This window comes from Paenarthrobacter aromaticivorans (assembly GCF_019038615.1).
GTDB lineage: Bacteria > Actinomycetota > Actinomycetes > Actinomycetales > Micrococcaceae > Arthrobacter > Arthrobacter aromaticivorans.
In genome coordinates this window covers 162,246-182,475 of record NZ_JAHOPC010000011.1, presented here as the reverse complement: position 1 = coordinate 182,475, position 20,230 = coordinate 162,246, and the positions used below count along the sequence as shown (strand labels likewise).

Below are 20,230 nucleotides of genomic sequence, written 5' to 3'. Positions count from 1 at the left end.
CTACTCACCGCACAAGGGTGAGTGGAGCGAACAAGGGCGGGTCCGGCGTGCATCAGGGGACCAGTGCGGCAGGAACTAGGTCAGCCCACCACGATGTCGTGCGTCGCGTGGTCGTACGTAAAGGTGACCGTGCCGCCGTCGTGGTTCAACTCGTGGTTGGCGCCATCGCGGACGCCAAACGCGCCATAGTTCTCATCCCACGAACGGTTCAGCGCGATCTTGTACGTATAGAAACCGGCCGGCAGTTCAGCCGTCAGCGTCCACAGCTGAACCAACGGGTTGAACTCCATCTGGACTTCGTCGTACTGGGGAGCCCAGTCTTCCGGAGCTCCCAGGATCTCGTTGAAGTCGCCCGCAATCGCGACGGCGTCCGGCTGGGGCAGCGTCTCGACGGCCGGAGCCGCCGCTGCCTTCGCAGGAGCCTTGCGGGTGGAAGCCTTCTTCGCGGCCGGCGCGTCCTTGGTGGTTGCAGACTTGGCAGTCGCAGCCTTGGTGGTCGCAGCCTTAGCGGTGGCAGCCTTCGGAGCTGCAGCCTTCTTCGACGTTGCCGCACGCTTCGTCTTGGCCTTGGCCGGAGGGGCCGTAGGCACGGGAACATCGGCTGGTACCGGTGTTCCGGCGTCGAGGGCCTCTGCGAAAGCCGAAATGTCAGGGAAGGCGACAGTTGCCCGCAGTCCGTCTTCCGGGATGGTCCATCCCGAACGCCCCTTGACCAGCCAGCCGGCCTTGACCAGCTTTGCAGATGCCGACGTCAGGGTTTTGTGGCCGCGGGGAATGCCCCCACTGAGAAGTTCAGCCTCATGATCGTTGAAAGGAACGCGTCCGATGGCCTCTGCCAGGACTTCCCCTGCGTTCAGCGTGGCTCCAGACCATACGCCCTCAGCGAGGATGTCCAGTACGGCCTTCAGACGAAGGTTGGTGTTCTCGGCGGTGTTCGCGCCCATGCTTCTCCTTCTACGGTGGATATCCCTTGCAGTTTGCCAATGAATTGTTAATTCGCGCGACTGCTAATGGTAAACACCGTGTGTCGTGACCGAGTATGACATTCCCGCGGCCGGAAGTGATCGACGAGTCTCGCCTCCAGCACCAATTCCGGGTTTATTGGGCAGGTGCAGACGCCTTAACCCACTCCGTCACTTCGTCCAGCAATACGGCTTTCCGGGCGTCGCTGGCGAACGAAGAGCGGATCGAGTTTGCCGCCAAAGTGGCCTGCTCAGGAACCGAGAATTCCAGGACCTTGGCCAACTGCTCGAAGTTGTCGTCTACGTAGCCGCCAAAGTAGGCGGGGTCATCCGAGTTCACGCAAACGTTCAAACCGATGGCAAGCATCTCCGGCAGTGGGTGGTCGGACAGCTTGTCCACCGCACGCAAACGGACGTTGGACAGCGGGCAAACAGTCAGGGGCACCTGCTCGGCGACGAGTCGCTGCACCACCTCCGTGTCTTCCATGCAGCGGATACCGTGATCGATCCGCTCCACATGCAGCACGTCCAGTGCCTCGGTGATGTAGGCGGCCGGCCCTTCCTCGCCCGCGTGGGCGATCCTTCGCAGCCCGGCCTCGCCGGCACGCTGGTACAGTCGCTCAAATTTCGACGGCGGATTGCCCACCTCTGCTGAGTCCAGCCCAATGCCGACGATGGGGGCGTGCATCGCGAGCAACTGGTCCAACACTTCAAGTGCGGATTCCTCGGACATGTCCCTGAGGAACGCAGCTATGAGGAGTGTCGTAACGCCAAAGTCTTCCTCGGATGTCGCCAGCGCATTGGCGACGCCATTGACGCACACCTCAAGCGGGACACCCCTGGATACATGCGCCTGGGGATCCATCATGATCTCCGCGTGGCGCACTTCCCCGGCTGCGGCACGCTGAAGGTAAGCGCGGGTCATATCGGTGAAGTCCTGTTCAGTCTGCAGGACGGCCATGTTGGCGTAGTACAGGTCAAGGAAGGACTGCAGATCCGTAAATTCGTACTTCTCCCGCAGTTCCTCGATGTCTTCGTACGGCAGTTCGATGCCGTTACGTTCGGCCAGGGCAAAGATCAGCTCTGGCTGGAGAGTCCCTTCGATGTGCAGGTGCAGTTCGGCAACCGGGGGCGCCGTCGTCGTCGTTTTCTCGCCAAAAGTTTCCACTCGACAACTCTAGGCCCCATATCCGCACGTGTCCCGGAGCACTCAACTTGGTTCTTCGCCGCGGGACCCCCAAACTGAAAGGATGCAGACTTTCCTCCCTTTCGCCGATTTCCGTGAGAGCGCCGCGGCGCTCGACACCTCAAGGCTCGGCAAACAGCGCGTCGAAGCCCTTCAGGTCCTCCGCGCACTGGTCATCCCGGAGTACGGTTGGCAGCAGCACCCCGCCGTCCGTATGTGGATGGGCCACGTCCCTGCCCTCACCATGTACGGCCTGGCAATGGCCGACGAGTGGATCCAGCGTGGCCACCCGGACAACACCCGCAACAACATCGCTGAGTTCGCACCCCAGGCGGCACACCCGGACTACGCCTCCAGGATCGTCATGCCGCCGTGGCTGGGCTACGAGGACCTGCACCTCAGCCACCGCTCCAAGCTCCTTGGGAAAGATCCCAAGTTCTACGGACCTCTCTTCCCCGGCGTCGAAGAAAAGCTCGAGTACATATGGCCTGAGCCCAAGCACGAGTTCCACCCTGAAGACCCTGACGAGGACCGACTCTGGATCCTGCGGGCCAACGTGGAGGACCTCCGTCCGGAGCAGCTCACCACGGTAAGCATGCCCCCTCACGGCAAGGCGAAGGCCGTTTCCAACGCCGATGAGTATGAGTTCGTGTACGCCGAGGAGAAGTCCCGGCGCCAGGTGGGCGGCCCCAAGAAGCGGCCCGTGAAACAACTGGAGAAGAAGCCCACGCGGAAACGCCAAGCCCAGGAAGCTGCGTTCAACACACTTCCCGGCAAGACCGAGATTGCCGTCCCGTTCGACGGCGGCCAGATCTTCGCCGTCGGCTTGGTCCAGGGACGGCCTATCACGGTTGACGGCAAGTTCGCCCGCAACTTCGAAGTCACTGACGTGGTCAAGCGCTCCGATTTCGACTACCCGGCCCTGCTGCAGGACCCCCGCGTCTTCTTCCCGATCCCCGCACCGGCACAGTAGCAGCGAGGGAGGGCCATGGATTTCCAGCACATCATCGAAGAAGTCGGCCGGTACATGGACTTCGCCGGCGTGGCAGTCATGGTGGTTGGGGCGCTGGTTTCCATCCCGCTCGCGTTGCGCGGGTACCAACCCAAACGCGCCAGTGGGCTCGCACCGTTTTCTCCCTATCGCGCCTACCGGCAATTGCTGGGACGGTCGATCCTGCTGGGCCTTGAGCTCCTGGTGGCCGCCGACATCATCCGGACAGTTGCTGTGACGCCCACGTTTGAAAGCGTGGGCGTGCTTGCGATCATCGTGCTGATCCGGACGTTCCTGAGCTTCTCGCTGGAGCTGGAGATCACTGGCCGCTGGCCGTGGCAGAAGGAAAAAGAGCACGACGGCGGCAGCTCAGTTCCGGACGGCTCGTCGGTTCCGTCGTAGCAAATCCCGGCCTTGTACGCAGATCGCAACCTTGTAGGTGGGGTTTAGCGAACAAGACCGGGATTTGTGGCTCGGGTGAAGGGCTACTTGCCGAGCCCTGCCCGACGAAGTGCTTCGGCCATCGCTGTGTTGGCGGGAGCTTCAGACTGCTGGGGTTTGCCCTGGCGACGATCACCCTGGCCCGGCTGACCACCGCCACGCTGACCCAGCTGACCACCACGCTGACCCGGCTGCCCGCCCGAACGCTGGCCTCCAGCATTCCGTGCACCCGGGTTGTCTCCGCCCGAGGAACGTCCTCCGGAACCGCGGCCGCCCCCGGTACCGGGTTCGTCGTCGAGCCTTAAGGTCAGGGAGATGCGCTTGCGCTCGGGATCGGCTTCAAGCACCTTGACCCGCACTACCTGCCCGGACTTCACGATCTCGCGGGGATCCGAGACGAATTTGTTGGACAGCGCAGACACATGGACCAGCCCATCCTGGTGCACTCCGACGTCCACAAAAGCACCGAAAGCGGCAACGTTGGTGACGGTGCCTTCCAGGATCATGCCCGGCTTGAGATCCGAGATCTTTTCGATGCCCTCTGAGAATGATGCTGCCTTGAACGCAGGACGGGGGTCGCGGCCCGGCTTCTCGAGCTCGGTCATGATGTCCTTGACGGTCGGCAGGCCGAACGTGCCATCCACGAATGCCTGCGGATCCAGTGAAGTGGTGGGCCCACCAGCGGCCGCGACGAGGATCTTGCGCGCAACGGAGTAGGCCTCAGGGTGCACGCTGGAAGCATCCAACGGCTCCGCTCCCCCAGTGATCCGTAGGAAGCCTGCACACTGCTCGAACGCCTTTGCTCCCAGACGGGGTACCTTCTTGAGGTCGCTCCGCTTGGCGAACGGGCCATTCTCATTGCGGTACGCCACAATGTTTTCGCTCAGCAGAGGTCCGACGCCGGCCACTCGACTCAGCAGGGCAGGAGACGCCGTGTTAACGTCCACGCCCACGGCGTTCACGCAGTCTTCCACCACGGCATCCAGTGAGCGGTCCAGCTTGGCAGCCGTGACATCGTGCTGGTATTGGCCAACCCCGATCGACTTGGGTTCGATCTTCACCAGTTCGGCCAGCGGATCCTGAAGCCGGCGGGCAATAGAGACAGCTCCGCGGAGTGAAACGTCCATGCCGGGGAGCTCGGAAGCTGCCAAGGCCGACGCGGAGTACACAGAAGCCCCGGCCTCGGAAACAACGAGTTTCTGGACACCCTTGGAACCGGCGGCCTCGAGGGACTTGATGAGTTCGGTGGCCAGCTTGTCCGTTTCCCGGGACGCGGTGCCGTTGCCGATTGCCACGAGCTCCACGTTGTACTGCTTGGCGAGGCGGCCGAGCGTGGCCAGTGCCTCGTCCCATTTCTTTGCCGGCGCGTGAGGATAGATGGTATCCGTGGCAACCACCTTGCCCGTGCCATCCACCACCGCCACCTTGACCCCCGTACGGAGTCCCGGGTCCAGGCCGAGCGTGGAGCGGTTGCCGGCAGGCGCAGCGAGCAACACATCACGCAGGTTGGCGGCGAAGACGCGGACAGCCTCATCCTCGGCATCAGCAAACATCCGTCCGCGAAGATCCGTAGTGAGGCGGTCCAGGATGCGACCGCGCCAGGCGAGCTGGGCAGTCTGGGTGAGCCAGAGATCGGCAGGACGGCCGTGGTTGGCGACCCCAAGGCACTTGGCCACAGCGTTCTCGTAGCGGCCGCGGGCGGCGGCCAGGGCGTCGTCGTCGGCGGGATCCGCTTCGGCGAGGTCCAACTCAAGTACGCCGTCCTTTTCACCCCGCAAGAGGGCGAGCACCCGGTGCGACGGCATTCCGGACGGGACTTGCGTGAACTCGAAGTAGTCCTTGAACTTCTGGCCCTCGGCCTCCATGCCCTTCTTGACGCGGGAGACCATCCGCCCCTGCTTCCAGAGCCGTTCGCGCAGGTCCTCGGCCAGGTCGGGGTCCTGGGCCACGCGCTCCACCAGAATCGCCCGGGCACCTGCGAGCGCGGCGGATGCGTCCTCAATGGAGTGCTCGGCGTTGAGGTACTTGGCGGCTTCGGTTTCGGGGTCCAGCTGTGGGTTGGCAAGCAGGACGTCGGCCAGCGGCTCCAATCCGGCTTCGCGGGCAATCTGAGCCTTGGTGCGGCGCTTGGATTTGAAGGGGAGGTAGATGTCCTCCAGCCGCGCCTTGGTGTCAGCACCCACGACGGCGGCTTCCAGTTCCGGGGTTAGCTTGCCTTGGGCTGCTATCGCCTCCAGGACGGTCTTGCGCCGTTCTTCCAGCTCTCGCAGGTAGCGGAGCCGTTCCTCAAGATCGCGCAACTGGGTGTCATCGAGCGTCCCGGTGACTTCCTTACGGTAGCGGGCGATGAAGGGAACGGTGGATCCGGCGTCGAGCAGTTCCACCGCGGCCTTGACCTGCCAGGCCTTGACGCCGAGTTCGTTGGCGATGAGGTGGTGGATGGCAGAATCGGCTGACTGGTGTTGGAGAGATTGAGTCACCCTGACAGTTTGCCTCACATGACCGACAGTTTTCAGGTTCGGGTTCCGGAAAGCCTATGCCGGGAGCGCTGTTAGTGCTGTAGTTGGAGCATGCAGGAACTGCTCATCATCCTTCAGGACGGGTTTGTTTCCGATGACGTGAGCGTGACCGTCAACGGCAAGGAAGCTGTGTCCGAACGGGATGTGTCCACCAAGATGCTGTTGGGAATGGCCGACGAAATCACGGTGGAGCTGCCGGCGAAAGGCGCCACGGTGGGAGTTGAAGTCCGAAGCAGAAAGCTCAGCGCAACGAAAAAGCTCGCTGGTAAACCCAGGAGCCTGATTGTCTCCATAGAGGACGACGAGCTCGTGCTGCGCGAAGGAACGGGCCGCGAGGCGTTCCTCTGACGAGGAGCGCTTCGCGGCGGCTGGATGTACGTGCCGGATCGGCAACTTAGTGTGCCATGTGCTCCTTGGCGGAAATGTGCTCCACCAGTTCGCCAACGCGGTCCTCGGTGTAGTTCCGTGCAATGTCACCTTGGCTGATGATGCCAACGAACTTGTGGTCGCTGATGACGGGAAGCCGGCGAACCTGGTGCTCCTCCATCATCCGAATACATTCATCGATGCTGGCGTCCGCATCAATCCAGTAGGGCTTGCCTTGGGCGAGCTCGCTGGCGCGTACTTCACGGGCGTCCTTGCCTTCGGCCAGGACCTTGACCACGATGTCGCGGTCGGTGATGAAACCGGAGAGCTTGCCGTCATTCCCGCAGATAGGAAGTGAACCGCAGTCCAGTTCCTTCATCTTGCGGGCGGCGTCCTGGAGAGTCTGGTCTTCAGGAATGCACCAGGCATTCGTTGTCATGAATTCACGTACGACACTCATGGGTCCTCCTTCATCGATTGGACTTTATCGACGCGGGGTCCTTCGGGATGGTCCTTTCGGCACCGACGCCGATGATGCCAGCCTACGCTCGGCGGCTGCGGCTGACTAGGCGATCCCGCAGGTTGCCGGGCGGAATTTTAGTCAGCCCCCTAGATATAATCCATTCGGTGGAGTATCCTCCTTTTTGGGTTACACACGGCTTCTGGGCATCGGCCACTCACATCCTTCGGGACTCCCCACATGCATCGCCTCCGCCCTGAACCGTCATGCCGTCCATCTGCTTTCCCCAGTGATGGACGAACGCATTGTTGACTGCTTGCAGAGCGAGAAAGATCCTCCCATGGACACCCCCAACGTCCCCAGTACCCACTACTCCCCTGTCCCCCACCACCCCAATGAAACCCCGTTCCCGACCGCTTTTGAGCCCCACGCTTTTGGGTCCCGCGCTTTTGAGCCCCAACCCAGCACCTTGACATGGCCCTCCGAAGATTGGTGGAGGTGCTGGCGCTCTGCACCCGTCAGCGGCCGTTATGAAGGCAACCAGGCAAGCAGCGGCCCTGTCGGCAGCGCGCTGGACCTCCGCTTGGACGTCGATCCCCGCCAGGGCGTGGAATCCCCGGTGCTGAACAAAGTCAGTGGCGATCTATACAACACCCGCTGGGTCAAAGCGGGTGGCGTCAACCAACTCGTGAAGACCTATGTGGAGTCTTGGATCGTGGACGCGCCGGTAGTCACCATGACCCATGCCGATGCACACATCACTGGAACGGTCCGCTACTGGAAAGGCACGCACCCGGCCACAACCGTGGAAATCACTGTGTCCTGGTCCCACGGGGCCATCACTGGCGCAGTGGCCACGTTCACGGCAGGCGGCGTTGCCGGGCAGCCCTACGCGTGCGCCTACCGTTCGGGCTGCTTCCGGGACGTCAACCTTGAACTGGACTATTGCAGTTCCGTGGATGTCGATCCCAAAGTCCCGATCTACAACAGCCACGCCCACAACAACCGCCCGGCCGATCTCTCCGAGCGGACCCTCAGCATCGAGTCCTCGTACAAAGACGCTGGGGTGGCCGTCACCATCGACCCCGTGCACACGGTGATCGACGACAGCGCCGCGGGCTTCGCCTCCTGGAACGTCGGCGAACTGCACGATGCCATGGAAACTTCGTTCGGCAAGTTCAACTCCGGCTGGCCAGCATGGAACTTGTGGGGCGTGCAGGCCGGCATCTTCGACACTGCCGGAGTGGGTGGCATCATGTTCGACGCCGCTGCGGGCTTTGGCGGCGCAGGTCGCGGTCCGGATCGCCAGGGTTTCGCGATATTCCGCAACCACACGTGGTTTACGAATCTCGTCTCCAATCCGACCACCCAGGACCAAGCGTGGGCCATGCGCCATTTCCTCTACACCTGGGTCCACGAGGCAGGACATGCTTTTAACTTCCTGCATGCGTGGGACAAAGCCAGGCCTGATTCCCTTTCGTGGATGAACTACGACTGGAAATACGATCAGCGCAACGGCACGGACACCTTCTGGGCAAACTTCCGCTTCCGTTTCGACGACGACGAGCTGCTCCACATGCGTCACGGCGACCGGGCCTCCGTGATCATGGGCGGTGATCCGTGGGCTTCGGGCGGACATCTGGAATCTCCTCCGGGGGCTATGACGGTCTCAGGGCCCGGCAGCGATGTGGAGCTGACGCTCACCGGCAAGGACCACTTCGATTACATGGAACCCGTGGCACTCGAATTCCGGCTGCGGAACACCAGTGATGCACCTGTCCTGGTGGACGGGCGGCTCGATCCGAGGTACGGCAACACCACCGTGTACGTCCAAAAGCCCGATGGGACCGTGGTGCTCCACGAATCGGTGGTTTGCTTCTACGGGATACCAGACATGGTGATGCTCTCGCCGGCCGCCCCTTCGGGTGGGAGCGACGGCAGCGACCGATACAGCCAGCTCGTCCAGTTGGCCTATGGAACGGTGGGGTTTGTCTTCGATAAGCCGGGCCAGTACTTGGTCAGGGCCGTTTACAGCACAGACGGGCTGGTCCAGGCGTCCAATACTTGGCCGTTGCGGGTGGGCTTCCCCGTCACCAAGGAAGAAGACCGGTTTGCGCCGGAGTTCTTCACTCGGGAGGTAGGCCTGACGCTGGCGTTCGAAGGGTCCATGTCGCCCCATTTGAGCAAGGGACTGGATACCCTGGTCGAGGCTGCCGAGCGTTTCAGCGGTGAGCCTTTGGGCGTCAAGGCCGCTACCGCCGTCGCCCAATCCGTCGGAGACGACTTCTTCCGCCGCAAGGACGACAAGATGGTGAAGCACCACAGCGCCGATCCTGAGCGGGCGCTGGCGCTGACGGACGCGGGCCTGGCCAAGTACCAGCAAGAAGGCGGAGCGAGCAGCAACCTCGCCTACCGCAACCTGGTTGAACTGCGGACGGAACTGCACGTCAAGGCCGACAACCCCGCAGCCGCCAAGTCAGAGGTGGAAACCCTAGCCAAAGATCTTGGCTCCCGCGGCGTCAACCCCACGGTCCTGGCCCAGGTCAAGGAGCTGGTTCCATCAGCTGCGGTCCGATCCACTGGAACCCCACCAACTCCGGCGGCCCGTTCCCGCCGGTCGGCTCCGAGGAAGCCTGCCAAATAGTCGTCGGATGACCGTTTGGCATGTGGCTCCTACGCAGCCGGCGACGGCGGCACGCTCCATCGCTCGAAAGGTGGGTGCCGCCGTCGCTCTTTTAAGCAGTTGCAGTTATTCCGCGATGTCCTCGGCCCACAGTTCGGGGTGATCGTCCTGGAAGGTGCGCATCATGTCCACGCAGCGGGGGTCATTGAGGACCACTACTTCAACGCCACGCGAACGCAGGAGCTCGAATTCCCCCGGGAACGTCTCCGCTTCGCCCACCACGACGCGCGGGATCTTAAACTGGATGATGGTTCCCGTGCACATCGCGCACGGCGCCAGCGTGGTGTAAAGCGTCGTGTCCCGGTAACTCTTTTGCCGGCCCGCAGCGCGCAACGCGGACATCTCGCCGTGCGCGATCGGATCGCCATTCTGGACACGTTCGTTGTGCCCACTGGCGATGACCTCCCCAGCGCGGGCCAAAGCGGCGCCAATGGGGATCCCGCCCTCGCTGAGACTCTTTTGCGCGGCTTGGTACGCGGCCTCGAACGCTGGGTCCGCAATGGTGAAGGCTGATTCAGTCATGGGGGCAGTCTAAGTTGCCCGCACGCCAAATTGCCCGCACGCTAAATTGTCGGGGGCCGCTGATAGCTTGGCTTCATGGTCCACTTCGCAGTGGCTCATCCGGCAACAGGGAGTAGGTTACGGTGTTCTTTCTCGATTCGGAGATAGCTGGCGCGCCGCAGGATTTGGTGTTCTCAGCCAGCGATCTTGTCATCGCGGCCACCTGTGAGTACCAGCTCCTCCGGAAACTCGACGAAAAACTGGGCCGCTCCCCCAAAGCCGAGTTCCCGGCAGATGCCATGTTGGATCGCACGGCGAAGCTTGGCGATGTCCACGAGCACAGAGTCCTGGACGAGTTCATGGCAGAGTTCGGGCCCTGGGATCCGGTTACTGGACAGGGCGTTTACGACGTCGTTCCCGCCTCCGCCATGGACCGCGCCACCCTTTTGGCCAAGCATGCGGAATCCATCGAGGCCTTGCGCTCCGGGGCGGACATCGTGTTCCAGGCCGCGTTCTTCGATGGCCAATTCCACGGCCGCTCCGACTTCCTGGTCAAGCGTCCGGGCGGTCAGTACGCCGTCTTCGACACAAAGCTTGCACGCCATGCCAAGGTCACTGCGCTTTTGCAGCTGGCTGCCTATGGCGATCAACTTCTTCAGGCCGGTATTACGCCGGATCCCACTGTCACCTTGGTCCTGGGCAATCGCGTGCACAGCGATCACCCGCTCGCGGAGATTTTGCCCGTCTTCAAGGAACGCCGGGAACGCTTCCTCCGAATGACCACGGCCCATAGGGCTGCTTCAGGACCCAAAGAATGGGGCGACTCCCGCTTCTCCGCGTGCGGCCGCTGCGATTACTGTGCCGAGCAAGTAAAACTGCACCGTGACCTCCTCATGGTTGCCGGCATGCGGATCAGCCGCCGCAAGAAGCTGGTGGAGGCCGGGATCACCACGATCGACCAACTGGCCGAGCTCCCCGCTGTCGGTGATCCCACGCTGCTGCGCCTTCGGGAGCAAGCCCAACTCCAGACCGGCACAGGGGCCCCCGATGGGACGGTGAACTACACGGACAAAGCCGGGGAAGCCAAAGCAGTAAGTTACAAGATCCTGCCGGACAACACCCTCGGCAGGCTCCCCACGCCGGATCCCGGCGATATTTTCTTCGATTTTGAGGGCGATCCCCTTTGGCAGGATCCAGGCACAGGGAAATGGGGCCTTGAGTACCTTTTCGGAGTCATCGAAAACCCCTTGGAGCCTGGCTCCGAACCGGTCTTCCGCCCGTTCTGGGCGCATTCACGAGCTGAAGAAGGCCAGGCATTCGTAGACTTCCTGGAGTATGTTGCCAAGCGCCGTGCCAGCTACCCCGGCATGCATATCTACCACTACGCGGCTTACGAGAAAACTGCCCTCCGCAATCTCTCCCTGACGCACGTGACGGGTGAAAACGCCGTGGACGATCTCCTGAAGCAAGGCGTGCTGGTGGACCTCTACGACACCGTCCGCCACAGCATCCGCGTGTCCGAGAACTCGTACAGCATCAAGAAACTGGAGCCCCTTTACATGGGTCAGCACCTGCGCTCCGGAGACGTGACCGACGCCGGAGCCTCCGTGGTTGCTTATGCCGACTACTGCACGGCTCGAGACACCGATAACCCTGACCAGGCTGCGGCCATCCTCGAAAGCATCAGGGACTACAACGAGTACGACTGCCTCTCGACGCTGGAGCTCCGCAACTGGTTGTTGGCCCGCGCCGCCGAGCGGTCCATCGTCCCGGGCGGCTCTGCCGGCGACGACTCCGGGAATGCGCAAGATTTGGGGGACGAGTCCGATGATTCCCAGACCGCAGCCGAACCGACGAAATATGAGGCTGCACCGGAAGAAACCGCCCTGCTGGACTACGTTGCCGCGCTGCCGGAAGAGGAAAAGCTGTCCCCCGATTCCCGGGCGATTGCGATTGTGGCCGCGGGCGTTGGATATCACCGGCGTGAGGACAAGCAATATTGGTGGGGGCACTTCGACCGCTTGGAAAAGCCAGTGTCCGAGTGGGAGGACGGCCGCGACATCTTCGTCGTGGACAACGCGGAGGTGCTGGAGGACTGGGCCAAGCGCCCTCCACGCAGGAACCTTGTACGGATCGTGAAACTCATTGGCCGTTCCGGTGACGGTGCCGGGTTGGAGCCTGGCAAGACGTACTTCCGGATGTACGGTCCCCCACTGCCTGACGCCTTGGTCGCAAAGGAATCATCAGTGCTGGGTAGGGCGGGTTGGAGCAAGACTGAGGTCATTGAGGTTGGCGAAGAAGGCGACCTTGAGTCCGTGACAATGCTGGAAAGCCTGCGCAACGACTCCACGGAATTTTCACAGACTCCTATGGCGCTGACGCCAGACAGTCCGATTGCGACGAACGGCCAGAGGGCAGCGTTGGCCGCGTTGGCCAGCAAGCTCAGCGATTCGCTGCCGGAATGGCCGCAAGATCCCGCTTTGGACTTGGTGCGAAGGAAGCCGCCAAGACTGCGTACCCTGCCATCCTTGCCCGCCGTGGAATCCGGTCCTGATGGCTATATCGACGCCATCACTGCTGCTGTGAAGGATCTGGACCATTCCTACCTGGCCGTCCAGGGTCCTCCCGGCAGCGGAAAGACCTATGTTGGTGCCCATGTCCTGGCCAGGCTCGTAGCCGATGGCTGGAAAGTCGGTGTCGTGGCGCAGTCCCATGCCGTAGTGGAACACATGCTCCGTGCGGCAGTGGAGAAAGCCGGTGTGGATCCGTTGCGGGTGGCCAAGGAGGTCAAGCACAACGAGCCTGTGCCGTGGAACGGGTGCGCCAAGGCCGACGTCAGCGACATCCTGTCCAAACCAGGTGGAGCTCTCATCGGCGGAACTGCATGGGCCATGGTAGGTAAAGAGGTTCCGCCTGGTTCCCTGGATCTGCTGGTTATTGATGAGGCCGGCCAGTTCTCCCTTGCCAACACCATGGCTGTGAGCCGCGCAGCAAAACGCCTCCTGCTGTTGGGTGATCCGCAGCAACTACCGCAAGTCACCCAAGGCAAACACCCGGAACCCGTAGACGAATCTGCGCTGGGGTGGTTGTCGGACGGTTACAACACGTTGCCGCCCGAACTTGGTTACTTCCTCGCATTGTCATGGCGGATGCATCCTGCCCTATCTGACGCCGTTTCGGAGCTCTCTTACGATCACCGGTTGGAAGCGGCGCCCGCCGCGTCACTTCGCCGCTTGGATGGTGCCAGCCCTGGCATTTCCTGTGTGTATGTCCCCCACACCGGCAACTCGACTTCCTCGCCGGAGGAAGCCGCAGAGGTTGTCCGCCAAGTCCGGGCACACGTGGGCCTGCCGTGGACTGACCCCTCTGAATCATCGGGGAGCCGGCCTCTTGAAGAAACAGACATCCTGGTGGTGGCCGCTTACAACGCCCAAGTGCAACTGATCAAGCACCAGCTCCGTGAGGCCGGGCTCATCAAGGTCCGGGTGGGCACGGTGGACAAGTTCCAAGGCCAGGAAGCGCCGGTGGTCATCGTCTCCATGGCCGCATCAGCCGCAGGGGAAGTACCGCGCGGCATGGAGTTCTTGCTCTTGCGCAACCGAATCAACGTGGCGGTGTCGCGAGGGCAGTGGCGTGCCGTCGTCGTGCGTTCGCCTGAACTCACCAACTACCTCCCGACGCATCCGGAAGGCCTGGAAAACCTTGGCGGCTTCGTGGCCCTATGCCAGCGTGGGGAGGCACCCAACTAAGTAGCAGCAGACGCCGTTTTGACGCTCCATAAAGGCATCTGCTGCTACTCAGTTGGGCAGGGAAAGGGCCTCGTCCAACACACGGCCGAAATTGGTGGCATCGTGAGCGAAGCGGCCCAGGAAGAGTCCGGAGACACCGTCCACCCTCGGCAGCAGACCCGGTTTGGCTGAGCCACCGTAAATGATGGGCAGCTCCTCCAACCCGTGGGCAGTGAGCAATACACGCAGTGCAGCTACAACCTGGGACACATAAGCAGCCGACGCCGGCTCTGCAGCACCGATGGCCCATACGGGTTCGTAGGCGATCACCAGTTGGGAAGCGACGGACCAGTCTCCGGACACGGCCGCTTTGACTTGCCGGAAGACGGTACCGGCGGCATCTTCAGGTTCAGCAACCACGCCCTCCCCCACGCACAGCAGTGGCGTCAGGCCAGCGTCGACGGCGGCACGGACCTTAAGGGCCACCATGGCATCGTCTTCGGCAAAGTAACGGCGCCGTTCCGCGTGGCCGATCTCCACCAGGCCGACACCAAGCTCGGCAAGCATCGACGGTGAGACTTCGCCAGTCCACGGCCCGTCCGACCACCCACAGTTCTGGGCTCCAAGGACCATTGGCGAACCCTGAAGCATCGCAGACGCTGTGGGCAGCACCGGGAAGGAGGGGATCACAAACGGGACCACCCGCCCGGCCGCAAGGGCCGGACGGGCGTCCACTTCTGCCAGCAACTGCTCCAGCCACGCCAAACTCTGCGCATAACCCATGTACATCTTGGTACTGACCCCGATGAACAAGGCGGAAGCAGGAGCAGGAATGTTCACGGCTACTTGGGCATCCACCTTTACTTGGCCAGCAACTCGTCGGCCTTGTTGCTGAAGGCCCGGGTACCGAACATCATCAACGCGGCCAGGAACGGCAGGACGCCCAGAGCGTAGACACCCATGGTGCCCGTGTCCGAGGCCGTGACTTCGTTAACCGTGGTGCGAAGGATCGGTGCGACGAAACCGCCGAGGTTGCCCAGCGAGTTGATCAGCCCGATGCCCGCGGCCGCGGCAGTTCCGGTGAGGAACGCCGTCGGATATGACCAGCAAATGGGACCGGTGGACAGGAAGCTGCACACCGCCAGGCTGATGAAGATAATGCCCAGCGCGGGAAGGTGGTTGGCGCCGGCCCAAGCCGAGCCGAAGATGCAGAGCCCCGTGGATACGAACAGTGCGGTTCCCCAGCGGCGACGACGTGCCACGGTGTTTGCAGCCTTGCCAACGAAATAGCAGGCAAAGATCCCGAAGAACCACGGGATAGCGGCCAGGAGTCCGACGGCGAGCCCAACCTTTTGGCCGGTGAGCTGGGAGACCTGCTGCGGCAAGTAGAACGTGACGCCATAGACAGCTACTTGCAGGCAGAAGTAGATGACGGTGAAGTACCAGACACGGCCGTTGCGCATGGCAGCCAAGACGCCGCGCGGACCTGATTCTTCCTTGACAGTGTCTTCCAGTGCCATGACATCGGTCAGGGCAAGCTTCTCTTCTTTGCTCAGGAACTTGGCGTCCTGTGGGCTGTTGATGAGGAAGAAAAAGGACGCGATGCCGGCCACGATGGCCAACGAACCCTCAACGAAGAACATGACCTGCCATCCGGCGACCCCGGGAACCTGGTCACCGATGTTGATGAGCCAGCCGGACAGCGGAGCACCCAGCATCTGGGAGAGGGGCTGAGCCAGGTAGAAGATAGCGAACATCTTCACGCGGACTTTGTTGGGGAACCAGGCGGCGAGGAACATAATCACGCCTGGGAAGAGTCCTGCCTCGGTGACACCCAGCAGGAAGCGAAGGATGATGAACGACGTCTCACCTTGCACGAAGGCGAAGCACGCGGACACGATGCCCCAGGTGATGGCGATGCGTGCGAGCCAGACTTTGGCGCCGAACTTGGTGAGCAGCAGGTTGCTGGGGATCTCGAACAGTGCGTAGCCGATGAAGAAGATACCGGCACCCAGGGCATAAGCCCCTGCCGTGATGCCTTTGTCCACCCCAAGGGCAGCTTCTGCAAAGCCCACGTTGGTGCGGTCAAGGAATGCCACCACGTACAGGATGACGAGCATGGGCATCAGCCGCAGCGAAGCCTTGGAGATCGCCGACTTCAGGATCGGCGAATCCAGCAACTCCTTGGTGGAAGTTGAGGCAACGGACATTGAAACTCCTCTTTGAGCAATCAGTTGGGGTTGTGATGGCTAAGGAAGCGCGCCATCAGCGCGGGAAGAAAATGAGCACCATGCCCACTGCGCAGGCAAGGATGCCCACGGCAAGGTAGATCTTGCGTTCTCTAGTCCAGGTCTTCATGTGGTCAGTTCCCTTGCGGGGCCTAATGCATGTACAGCCCGCCATCCACATTCAGTGTTTGTCCGGAGATGAAGCCGGAGTCCTCACTGATGAGGAAGGCGATCGCGGCTGCGATGTCCCTGGTTGAGCCCACGCGGTTCACCACGAGGTCCTTGGTCAGTTCGTCCTTGCGTTCCTGGCTCAGCGTGCCGCCCATGATGTCGGTATCGACGGGCCCGGGTGAGATCGCATTGACGGTGATGTCGTATTCGCCGAGTTCCCGGGCTGTGGCACGGGTCAGGCCGATGACACCGGCTTTGGCAACCGAGTAGGGAGTCTTGGAGAACGTTCCGCCACCGCGCTGGGCAGAGACCGAGGAGATGTTCACGATGCGGCCGATCCGGTTCTTTACCATGGATTCGGCCACTCGACGGGTGGCGTAATGGACACCGTTGAGGTTGATGTTCAGGACGCGATCCCACTCGGCAGGTTCGAGTTCCAGGTAGCCGATGGGCGAGCTGACGCCGGCAACGTTGGCCAAGGCGACGATCTGCGGCAGCTCGGCTTCCAGTTCATCGATCGCTGCCCGGACTTCGGCTTCGCTGGCGACGTTCGCGCCCACGCCGTGGGCCTGGATCCCGTACTCTGCAGCAACTTCCTTGGCCGCAGCCTTGCAGGCCGCGTCATCCAGGTCGATGATGCCGATGTTCCAACCTTGGGCGGCCAGGTAGTTCACCGTGGCCCTGCCGATGCCGCGCTCGGAAAGGGCGCCGGTGACGATGGCGGTGCGTTCAGCGGGGAAAGTCATGTGTTTCTCCTAGGAAAGAGTTAGTTGATGGGTGCCGGGCCAAGCTCTTCAATGAGCTTTTGCATGGCGACGTAGGCCTTGTTCCGGTACGCGATGAGTTCCGGGGTGCGCTCGGCGGGGACGTTGAGGAAACCAGCGCCTGTCTTGGTGCCGAGCTTGCCTGCCTCCACGAGGTCCGACAGGATCTTCGGCGTCGCAAACCGCTCCGGGAAGCCGGTCTGAAGGGACTTGTAGCAGAAGTTGTAGACGTCCAGACCGGCCATGTCCGCGATCGCGAACGGACCAAAGAACGGCAAGCGGAAGCCGAACGTCGTACGCACCAGAGTGTCGACGTCGTCCGCTGTTGCGATGCCCTGCTCCACCAGCTGCGCAGCTTCGTGGAACAGCGCGTACTGCAGGCGGTTGAGCACAAAACCCGTAACGTCCTTCACGACGGCCGTCTGCTTACCGGCCGCGTGGACCAGCTCGCGGGAAGCGGCCACCGTGGCGGCGTCAGTGCCGGCGTGCGGAATGACCTCGACGCCGGGGATAAACGGTGACGGGTTGGAGAAGTGAACGCCCAGGAACCGCTCCGGGTTTGTCACGGCTTCTGCCAGTGCGGCAATGGAAATCGTCGAGGTGTTGGAGCCAATCAGGGCATCCGGCCGGGCCGCGGCGCTGATCCGGGCCAGGGTCTGATGCTTGATTTCCAGGACCTCGGGAACGCATTCCTCGATGAAGTCGGCATCAGCAACGGCTTCCTCGATGTCCTTCGCAGCCCAGAGGTTTTGTTTGAGGATTTCAGTGGATCCGGCCGGGAACAGACCATCGGCGATGAACTGATCGGATTCGACCAGCAGGCGATCGAAGTTCTTCTGCGCGATCTCGGCAGACACATCCGCCAAAGCCACGCGCGCTCCGCCGAGCGCCAGGACCTGGGCGATGCCGCCGCCCATGTAACCGGAGCCGACGACGGCGATCTTCCGGGCTGTGCTTTTCGCGGTGCCTTCGCTTGCTTCAGGAGTGGTCATGATCAGACTGCCTTCGTGTAGTTGGGCTCGTAGGAGCAAATGGCGTCCACCTTGGCGGCGGAGGATGAGTTTTGGTCAAAGCGGTGGCCGAGCCACTCCCCTACGAGCTTCTTGGCCAGTTCCAAGCCAATCACCCGCTGACCGAGCGTGAGGACCTGCGCATTATTGCTCAGCACGGACCTCTCCACCGAGTAGCTGTCGTGGGCAGTAACCGCACGGATTCCGGGGACCTTGTTGGCCGCAATGGCAACGCCCAGCCCAGTGCCACAGATCAGGAGGGCCCGATCGAACTCACCGTCGGCTACCTTGCGGGCGGCATCGACGGCGACGTGGGGATAGGCCGTGGAATCGTTGGCACCGACTCCAACATCGGTCACTGATGCCACACGCGGGTCGGATTCCAGCAGAGCCAAGAGCGCTTGCTTGTATTCCACTCCGGCTTCGTCATTGCCGACGACGATGCGCCAGCCTTGTGTCTCGCTCATTCTCAGGCTCCGTTTCCGGCCGGAGCCGCTGAAGCAGCACTGGCCAGTAGTGAATCGATGTGGTGGGAGATCCTTGTGGCGATCAGACCAAAGGAGACTGCGCCGGGATCGGGGTGGCCGAGGCTCTTCTCGGCAAGGGGCCGGGCCCGGCCCTTGAGTGGACGAAGTTCAGCGGTCTGCGCGGCAGCCAATTCAGCAGCCGCAGCAGCTGCTGCCAGTGCCCTGTCAACGGGAGCACCGCCGTCGAGCTCTGTCAGGAACGCGTCCCGGAACGGCAGGAGTGCGTCAACCATGGTTTTGTCTCCGGGCTCGGCCTTGCCGAGTTCGGTGATGGCCAGGACGAAGGCGGAAACGGCGGCTCGGGCGTCGTTGGCACTGTACGTTTCGCGGTTGCCGAGTGCTTGGCCGGCCGCGATGACCGCCGAACCCCACAGCGCGCCGGATGTTCCGCCTGCCCGTTCGCTCCAGGCCTCGCCGGCCGCGAGGAGGATTCGCGCTACCGAAGACCCGGATGCGGCTTCGCCCGCAGCAGCCGCAGCGTCGACGCCACGACGCATACCGATTCCGTGATCACCGTCGCCGGCGATAGCGTCCAGCTTGCCGAGCTCGTCTTCGTGTTCGACGACGACATCGCGGACCTGGGCGAGCATCGCCACGGCCTGCCGCCCGAGTTCCGCCGCCGCAGGGGTGGACTGTTCGACGTCGGCGGTTTCGGCGTCGACGATTGCTGCCTCGGCGCGCGCTGCGCGGGGTGCCATGCTGCCCTTGCGGAAAGCGGGGGTATCGGCGGGCGCTGCCCAATACTGTTCGAGTTCATCGTCCAGCCAGAGCAGCGTCAGGGACAGTCCGGACATGTCCAAACTGGTCACCAGTTCGCCGCATTCCGGTTCAACAACGGTGAGACCAGCAGCGGTAAGCAGCTTTTCGACCTTACCGAACAGCAGGAAGAGTTCGTCATACTTCACAGTGCCCAGGCCGTTGACGATCGCCACAACGCGGTCCCCCGAACCCTCGGGCTTGTCAGCGAGCAGCTTGGAAACCAGAAGCTGTGCAAGCTCGGACGCGGTGGGCATCGGGTGTTCCGAGATCCCGGGCTCACCGTGGATTCCGAGGCCCAGGGACATCTGCCCGGCCGAGACGTGGAACAGCGGATCCTTGGCACCAGGCAGGGTACAACCGTCGAAGGCCACCCCGAGGGACCGGGTCCGGTAGTTGGTCTTGATGGCCAAGCGCTCGACGTCGTCAAGGTTCAGTCCCGCTTCGGCTGCGGCGCCTGCGATCTTGAAAACCGTGAGGTCGCCCGCGATGCCGCGGCGTTTCTCGAGTTGGTCGATCGGAGCGCTTGCGATGTCATCCGTGACGGTGACAGTGCGCGTTTCGATGCCCTCGGCGTTGAGGCGGAGCTGTGCCTGGCCGAAATGCAAAACGTCGCCAGCGTAATTGCCGTAGCTCAGCAGAACCCCACCTCCGGCATTGGCTGCTTTGGCCACGCGGTACACCTGGCCAGCGGCCGGGGAGGCGAACATATTGCCGCAGGCCGAGCCGGTTGCGAGTCCGGGGCCGACCAATCCGGCGAAGGCCGGGTAGTGCCCGGAACCGCCGCCGACCACCAACGCCACTTGCCCGCCAGGTACTTCGGTGGAGCGGACCACGCCGCCATCTACCCTGGCAACGTAGCCGCGGTTGGCAGCCACGAAGCCGTCCAGGGCTTCATCGGCAAAGTCTGCCGGGTTGTCGAAAATCTGTGTCATTC

16 protein-coding genes are annotated in these 20,230 nt (G+C 62.5%); 5 read left to right on the top strand and 11 right to left on the bottom strand.

Annotation, left to right across the window (positions count from 1 at the left end):
• Positions 1 to 80: 80 nt before the first annotated feature.
• Positions 81 to 944, bottom strand: coding sequence for a pullulanase X25 domain-containing protein (locus KSW38_RS17295; RefSeq protein ID WP_216926155.1), 864 nt, complete (start codon positions 942 to 944; stop codon positions 81 to 83).
• 154 nt (positions 945 to 1,098) lie between these two features.
• Positions 1,099 to 2,130 carry an adenosine deaminase gene (locus KSW38_RS17290; RefSeq protein ID WP_216926154.1) on the bottom strand — a complete coding sequence of 344 codons (1,032 nt, stop codon included), beginning with the start codon at positions 2,128 to 2,130 and terminating at the stop codon, positions 1,099 to 1,101.
• A gap of 82 nt (positions 2,131 to 2,212) precedes the next feature.
• Between KSW38_RS17290 and KSW38_RS17285 the strand changes: the two genes are divergently transcribed.
• Both KSW38_RS17285 and KSW38_RS17280 read left to right on the top strand, forming a co-directional pair.
• A complete protein-coding gene (locus tag KSW38_RS17285; RefSeq protein WP_216926153.1) occupies positions 2,213 to 3,121 on the top strand; it encodes an MSMEG_6728 family protein in 909 nt (302 codons plus the stop codon).
• Between the two features lie 15 nt (positions 3,122 to 3,136).
• Positions 3,137 to 3,541 (top strand): DUF1622 domain-containing protein, encoded by a 405-nt coding sequence (locus KSW38_RS17280; protein ID WP_216926152.1) that lies wholly within the window; start codon positions 3,137 to 3,139, stop codon positions 3,539 to 3,541.
• Positions 3,542 to 3,624: 83 nt separating this feature from the next.
• Here KSW38_RS17280 and KSW38_RS17275 read toward each other — a convergent pair whose 3' ends face one another.
• Positions 3,625 to 6,060 carry a Tex family protein gene (locus tag KSW38_RS17275; RefSeq protein ID WP_308169420.1) on the bottom strand — a complete coding sequence of 812 codons (2,436 nt, stop codon included), beginning with the start codon at positions 6,058 to 6,060 and terminating at the stop codon, positions 3,625 to 3,627.
• A 90-nt stretch (positions 6,061 to 6,150) separates the two neighbouring features.
• On the opposite strand from KSW38_RS17275, the gene KSW38_RS17270 reads away from it, so the two are divergent.
• A complete protein-coding gene (locus KSW38_RS17270; protein WP_216926150.1) occupies positions 6,151 to 6,447 on the top strand; it encodes a hypothetical protein in 297 nt (98 codons plus the stop codon).
• Positions 6,448 to 6,493: 46 nt separating this feature from the next.
• Here the strand turns inward: KSW38_RS17270 and KSW38_RS17265 are convergent, their stop codons facing one another.
• Complete coding sequence (locus tag KSW38_RS17265) at positions 6,494 to 6,925, bottom strand: CBS domain-containing protein (protein WP_216926149.1); 432 nt, start codon at positions 6,923 to 6,925, stop codon at positions 6,494 to 6,496.
• A 340-nt stretch (positions 6,926 to 7,265) separates the two neighbouring features.
• Here KSW38_RS17265 and KSW38_RS17260 point away from each other — a divergent pair, with 340 nt between their 5' ends.
• Positions 7,266 to 9,569, top strand: a complete 2,304-nt coding sequence (locus KSW38_RS17260; RefSeq protein WP_216926148.1) for a hypothetical protein — start codon at positions 7,266 to 7,268, stop codon at positions 9,567 to 9,569.
• Between the two features lie 105 nt (positions 9,570 to 9,674).
• On the opposite strand, the gene KSW38_RS17255 is transcribed toward KSW38_RS17260, so the two are convergent.
• The gene (locus tag KSW38_RS17255; protein ID WP_216926147.1) at positions 9,675 to 10,130 is read right to left on the bottom strand and encodes a nucleoside deaminase; all 456 of its coding nucleotides are present in this window, start codon (positions 10,128 to 10,130) and stop codon (positions 9,675 to 9,677) included.
• A gap of 122 nt (positions 10,131 to 10,252) precedes the next feature.
• Here KSW38_RS17255 and KSW38_RS17250 point away from each other — a divergent pair, with 122 nt between their 5' ends.
• A complete protein-coding gene (locus KSW38_RS17250) occupies positions 10,253 to 13,858 on the top strand; it encodes a TM0106 family RecB-like putative nuclease (protein WP_216926146.1) in 3,606 nt (1,201 codons plus the stop codon).
• Between the two features lie 48 nt (positions 13,859 to 13,906).
• On the opposite strand, the gene KSW38_RS17245 is transcribed toward KSW38_RS17250, so the two are convergent.
• From KSW38_RS17245 to dhaL, 6 genes are all read right to left on the bottom strand, one after another.
• Positions 13,907 to 14,677 carry a triose-phosphate isomerase family protein gene (locus tag KSW38_RS17245; RefSeq protein WP_216926145.1) on the bottom strand — a complete coding sequence of 257 codons (771 nt, stop codon included), beginning with the start codon at positions 14,675 to 14,677 and terminating at the stop codon, positions 13,907 to 13,909.
• 20 nt (positions 14,678 to 14,697) lie between these two features.
• Positions 14,698 to 16,047, bottom strand: a complete 1,350-nt coding sequence (locus KSW38_RS17240) for an MFS transporter (protein ID WP_216926144.1) — start codon at positions 16,045 to 16,047, stop codon at positions 14,698 to 14,700.
• 170 nt (positions 16,048 to 16,217) lie between these two features.
• Positions 16,218 to 16,982, bottom strand: a complete 765-nt coding sequence (locus tag KSW38_RS17235; protein ID WP_216926143.1) for an SDR family NAD(P)-dependent oxidoreductase — start codon at positions 16,980 to 16,982, stop codon at positions 16,218 to 16,220.
• A gap of 20 nt (positions 16,983 to 17,002) precedes the next feature.
• Positions 17,003 to 17,992 carry a 3-hydroxyacyl-CoA dehydrogenase family protein gene (locus tag KSW38_RS17230; protein WP_216926142.1) on the bottom strand — a complete coding sequence of 330 codons (990 nt, stop codon included), beginning with the start codon at positions 17,990 to 17,992 and terminating at the stop codon, positions 17,003 to 17,005.
• Positions 17,993 to 17,994: 2 nt separating this feature from the next.
• A complete protein-coding gene (locus KSW38_RS17225; protein ID WP_216926141.1) occupies positions 17,995 to 18,477 on the bottom strand; it encodes a ribose-5-phosphate isomerase in 483 nt (160 codons plus the stop codon).
• Between the two features lie 2 nt (positions 18,478 to 18,479).
• Positions 18,480 to 20,228: a dihydroxyacetone kinase subunit DhaL gene (gene dhaL, locus KSW38_RS17220; protein ID WP_216926140.1), complete on the bottom strand. Its 1,749-nt coding sequence runs from the start codon at positions 20,226 to 20,228 to the stop codon at positions 18,480 to 18,482.
• Between the last annotated feature and the right edge of the window lie 2 nt (positions 20,229 to 20,230).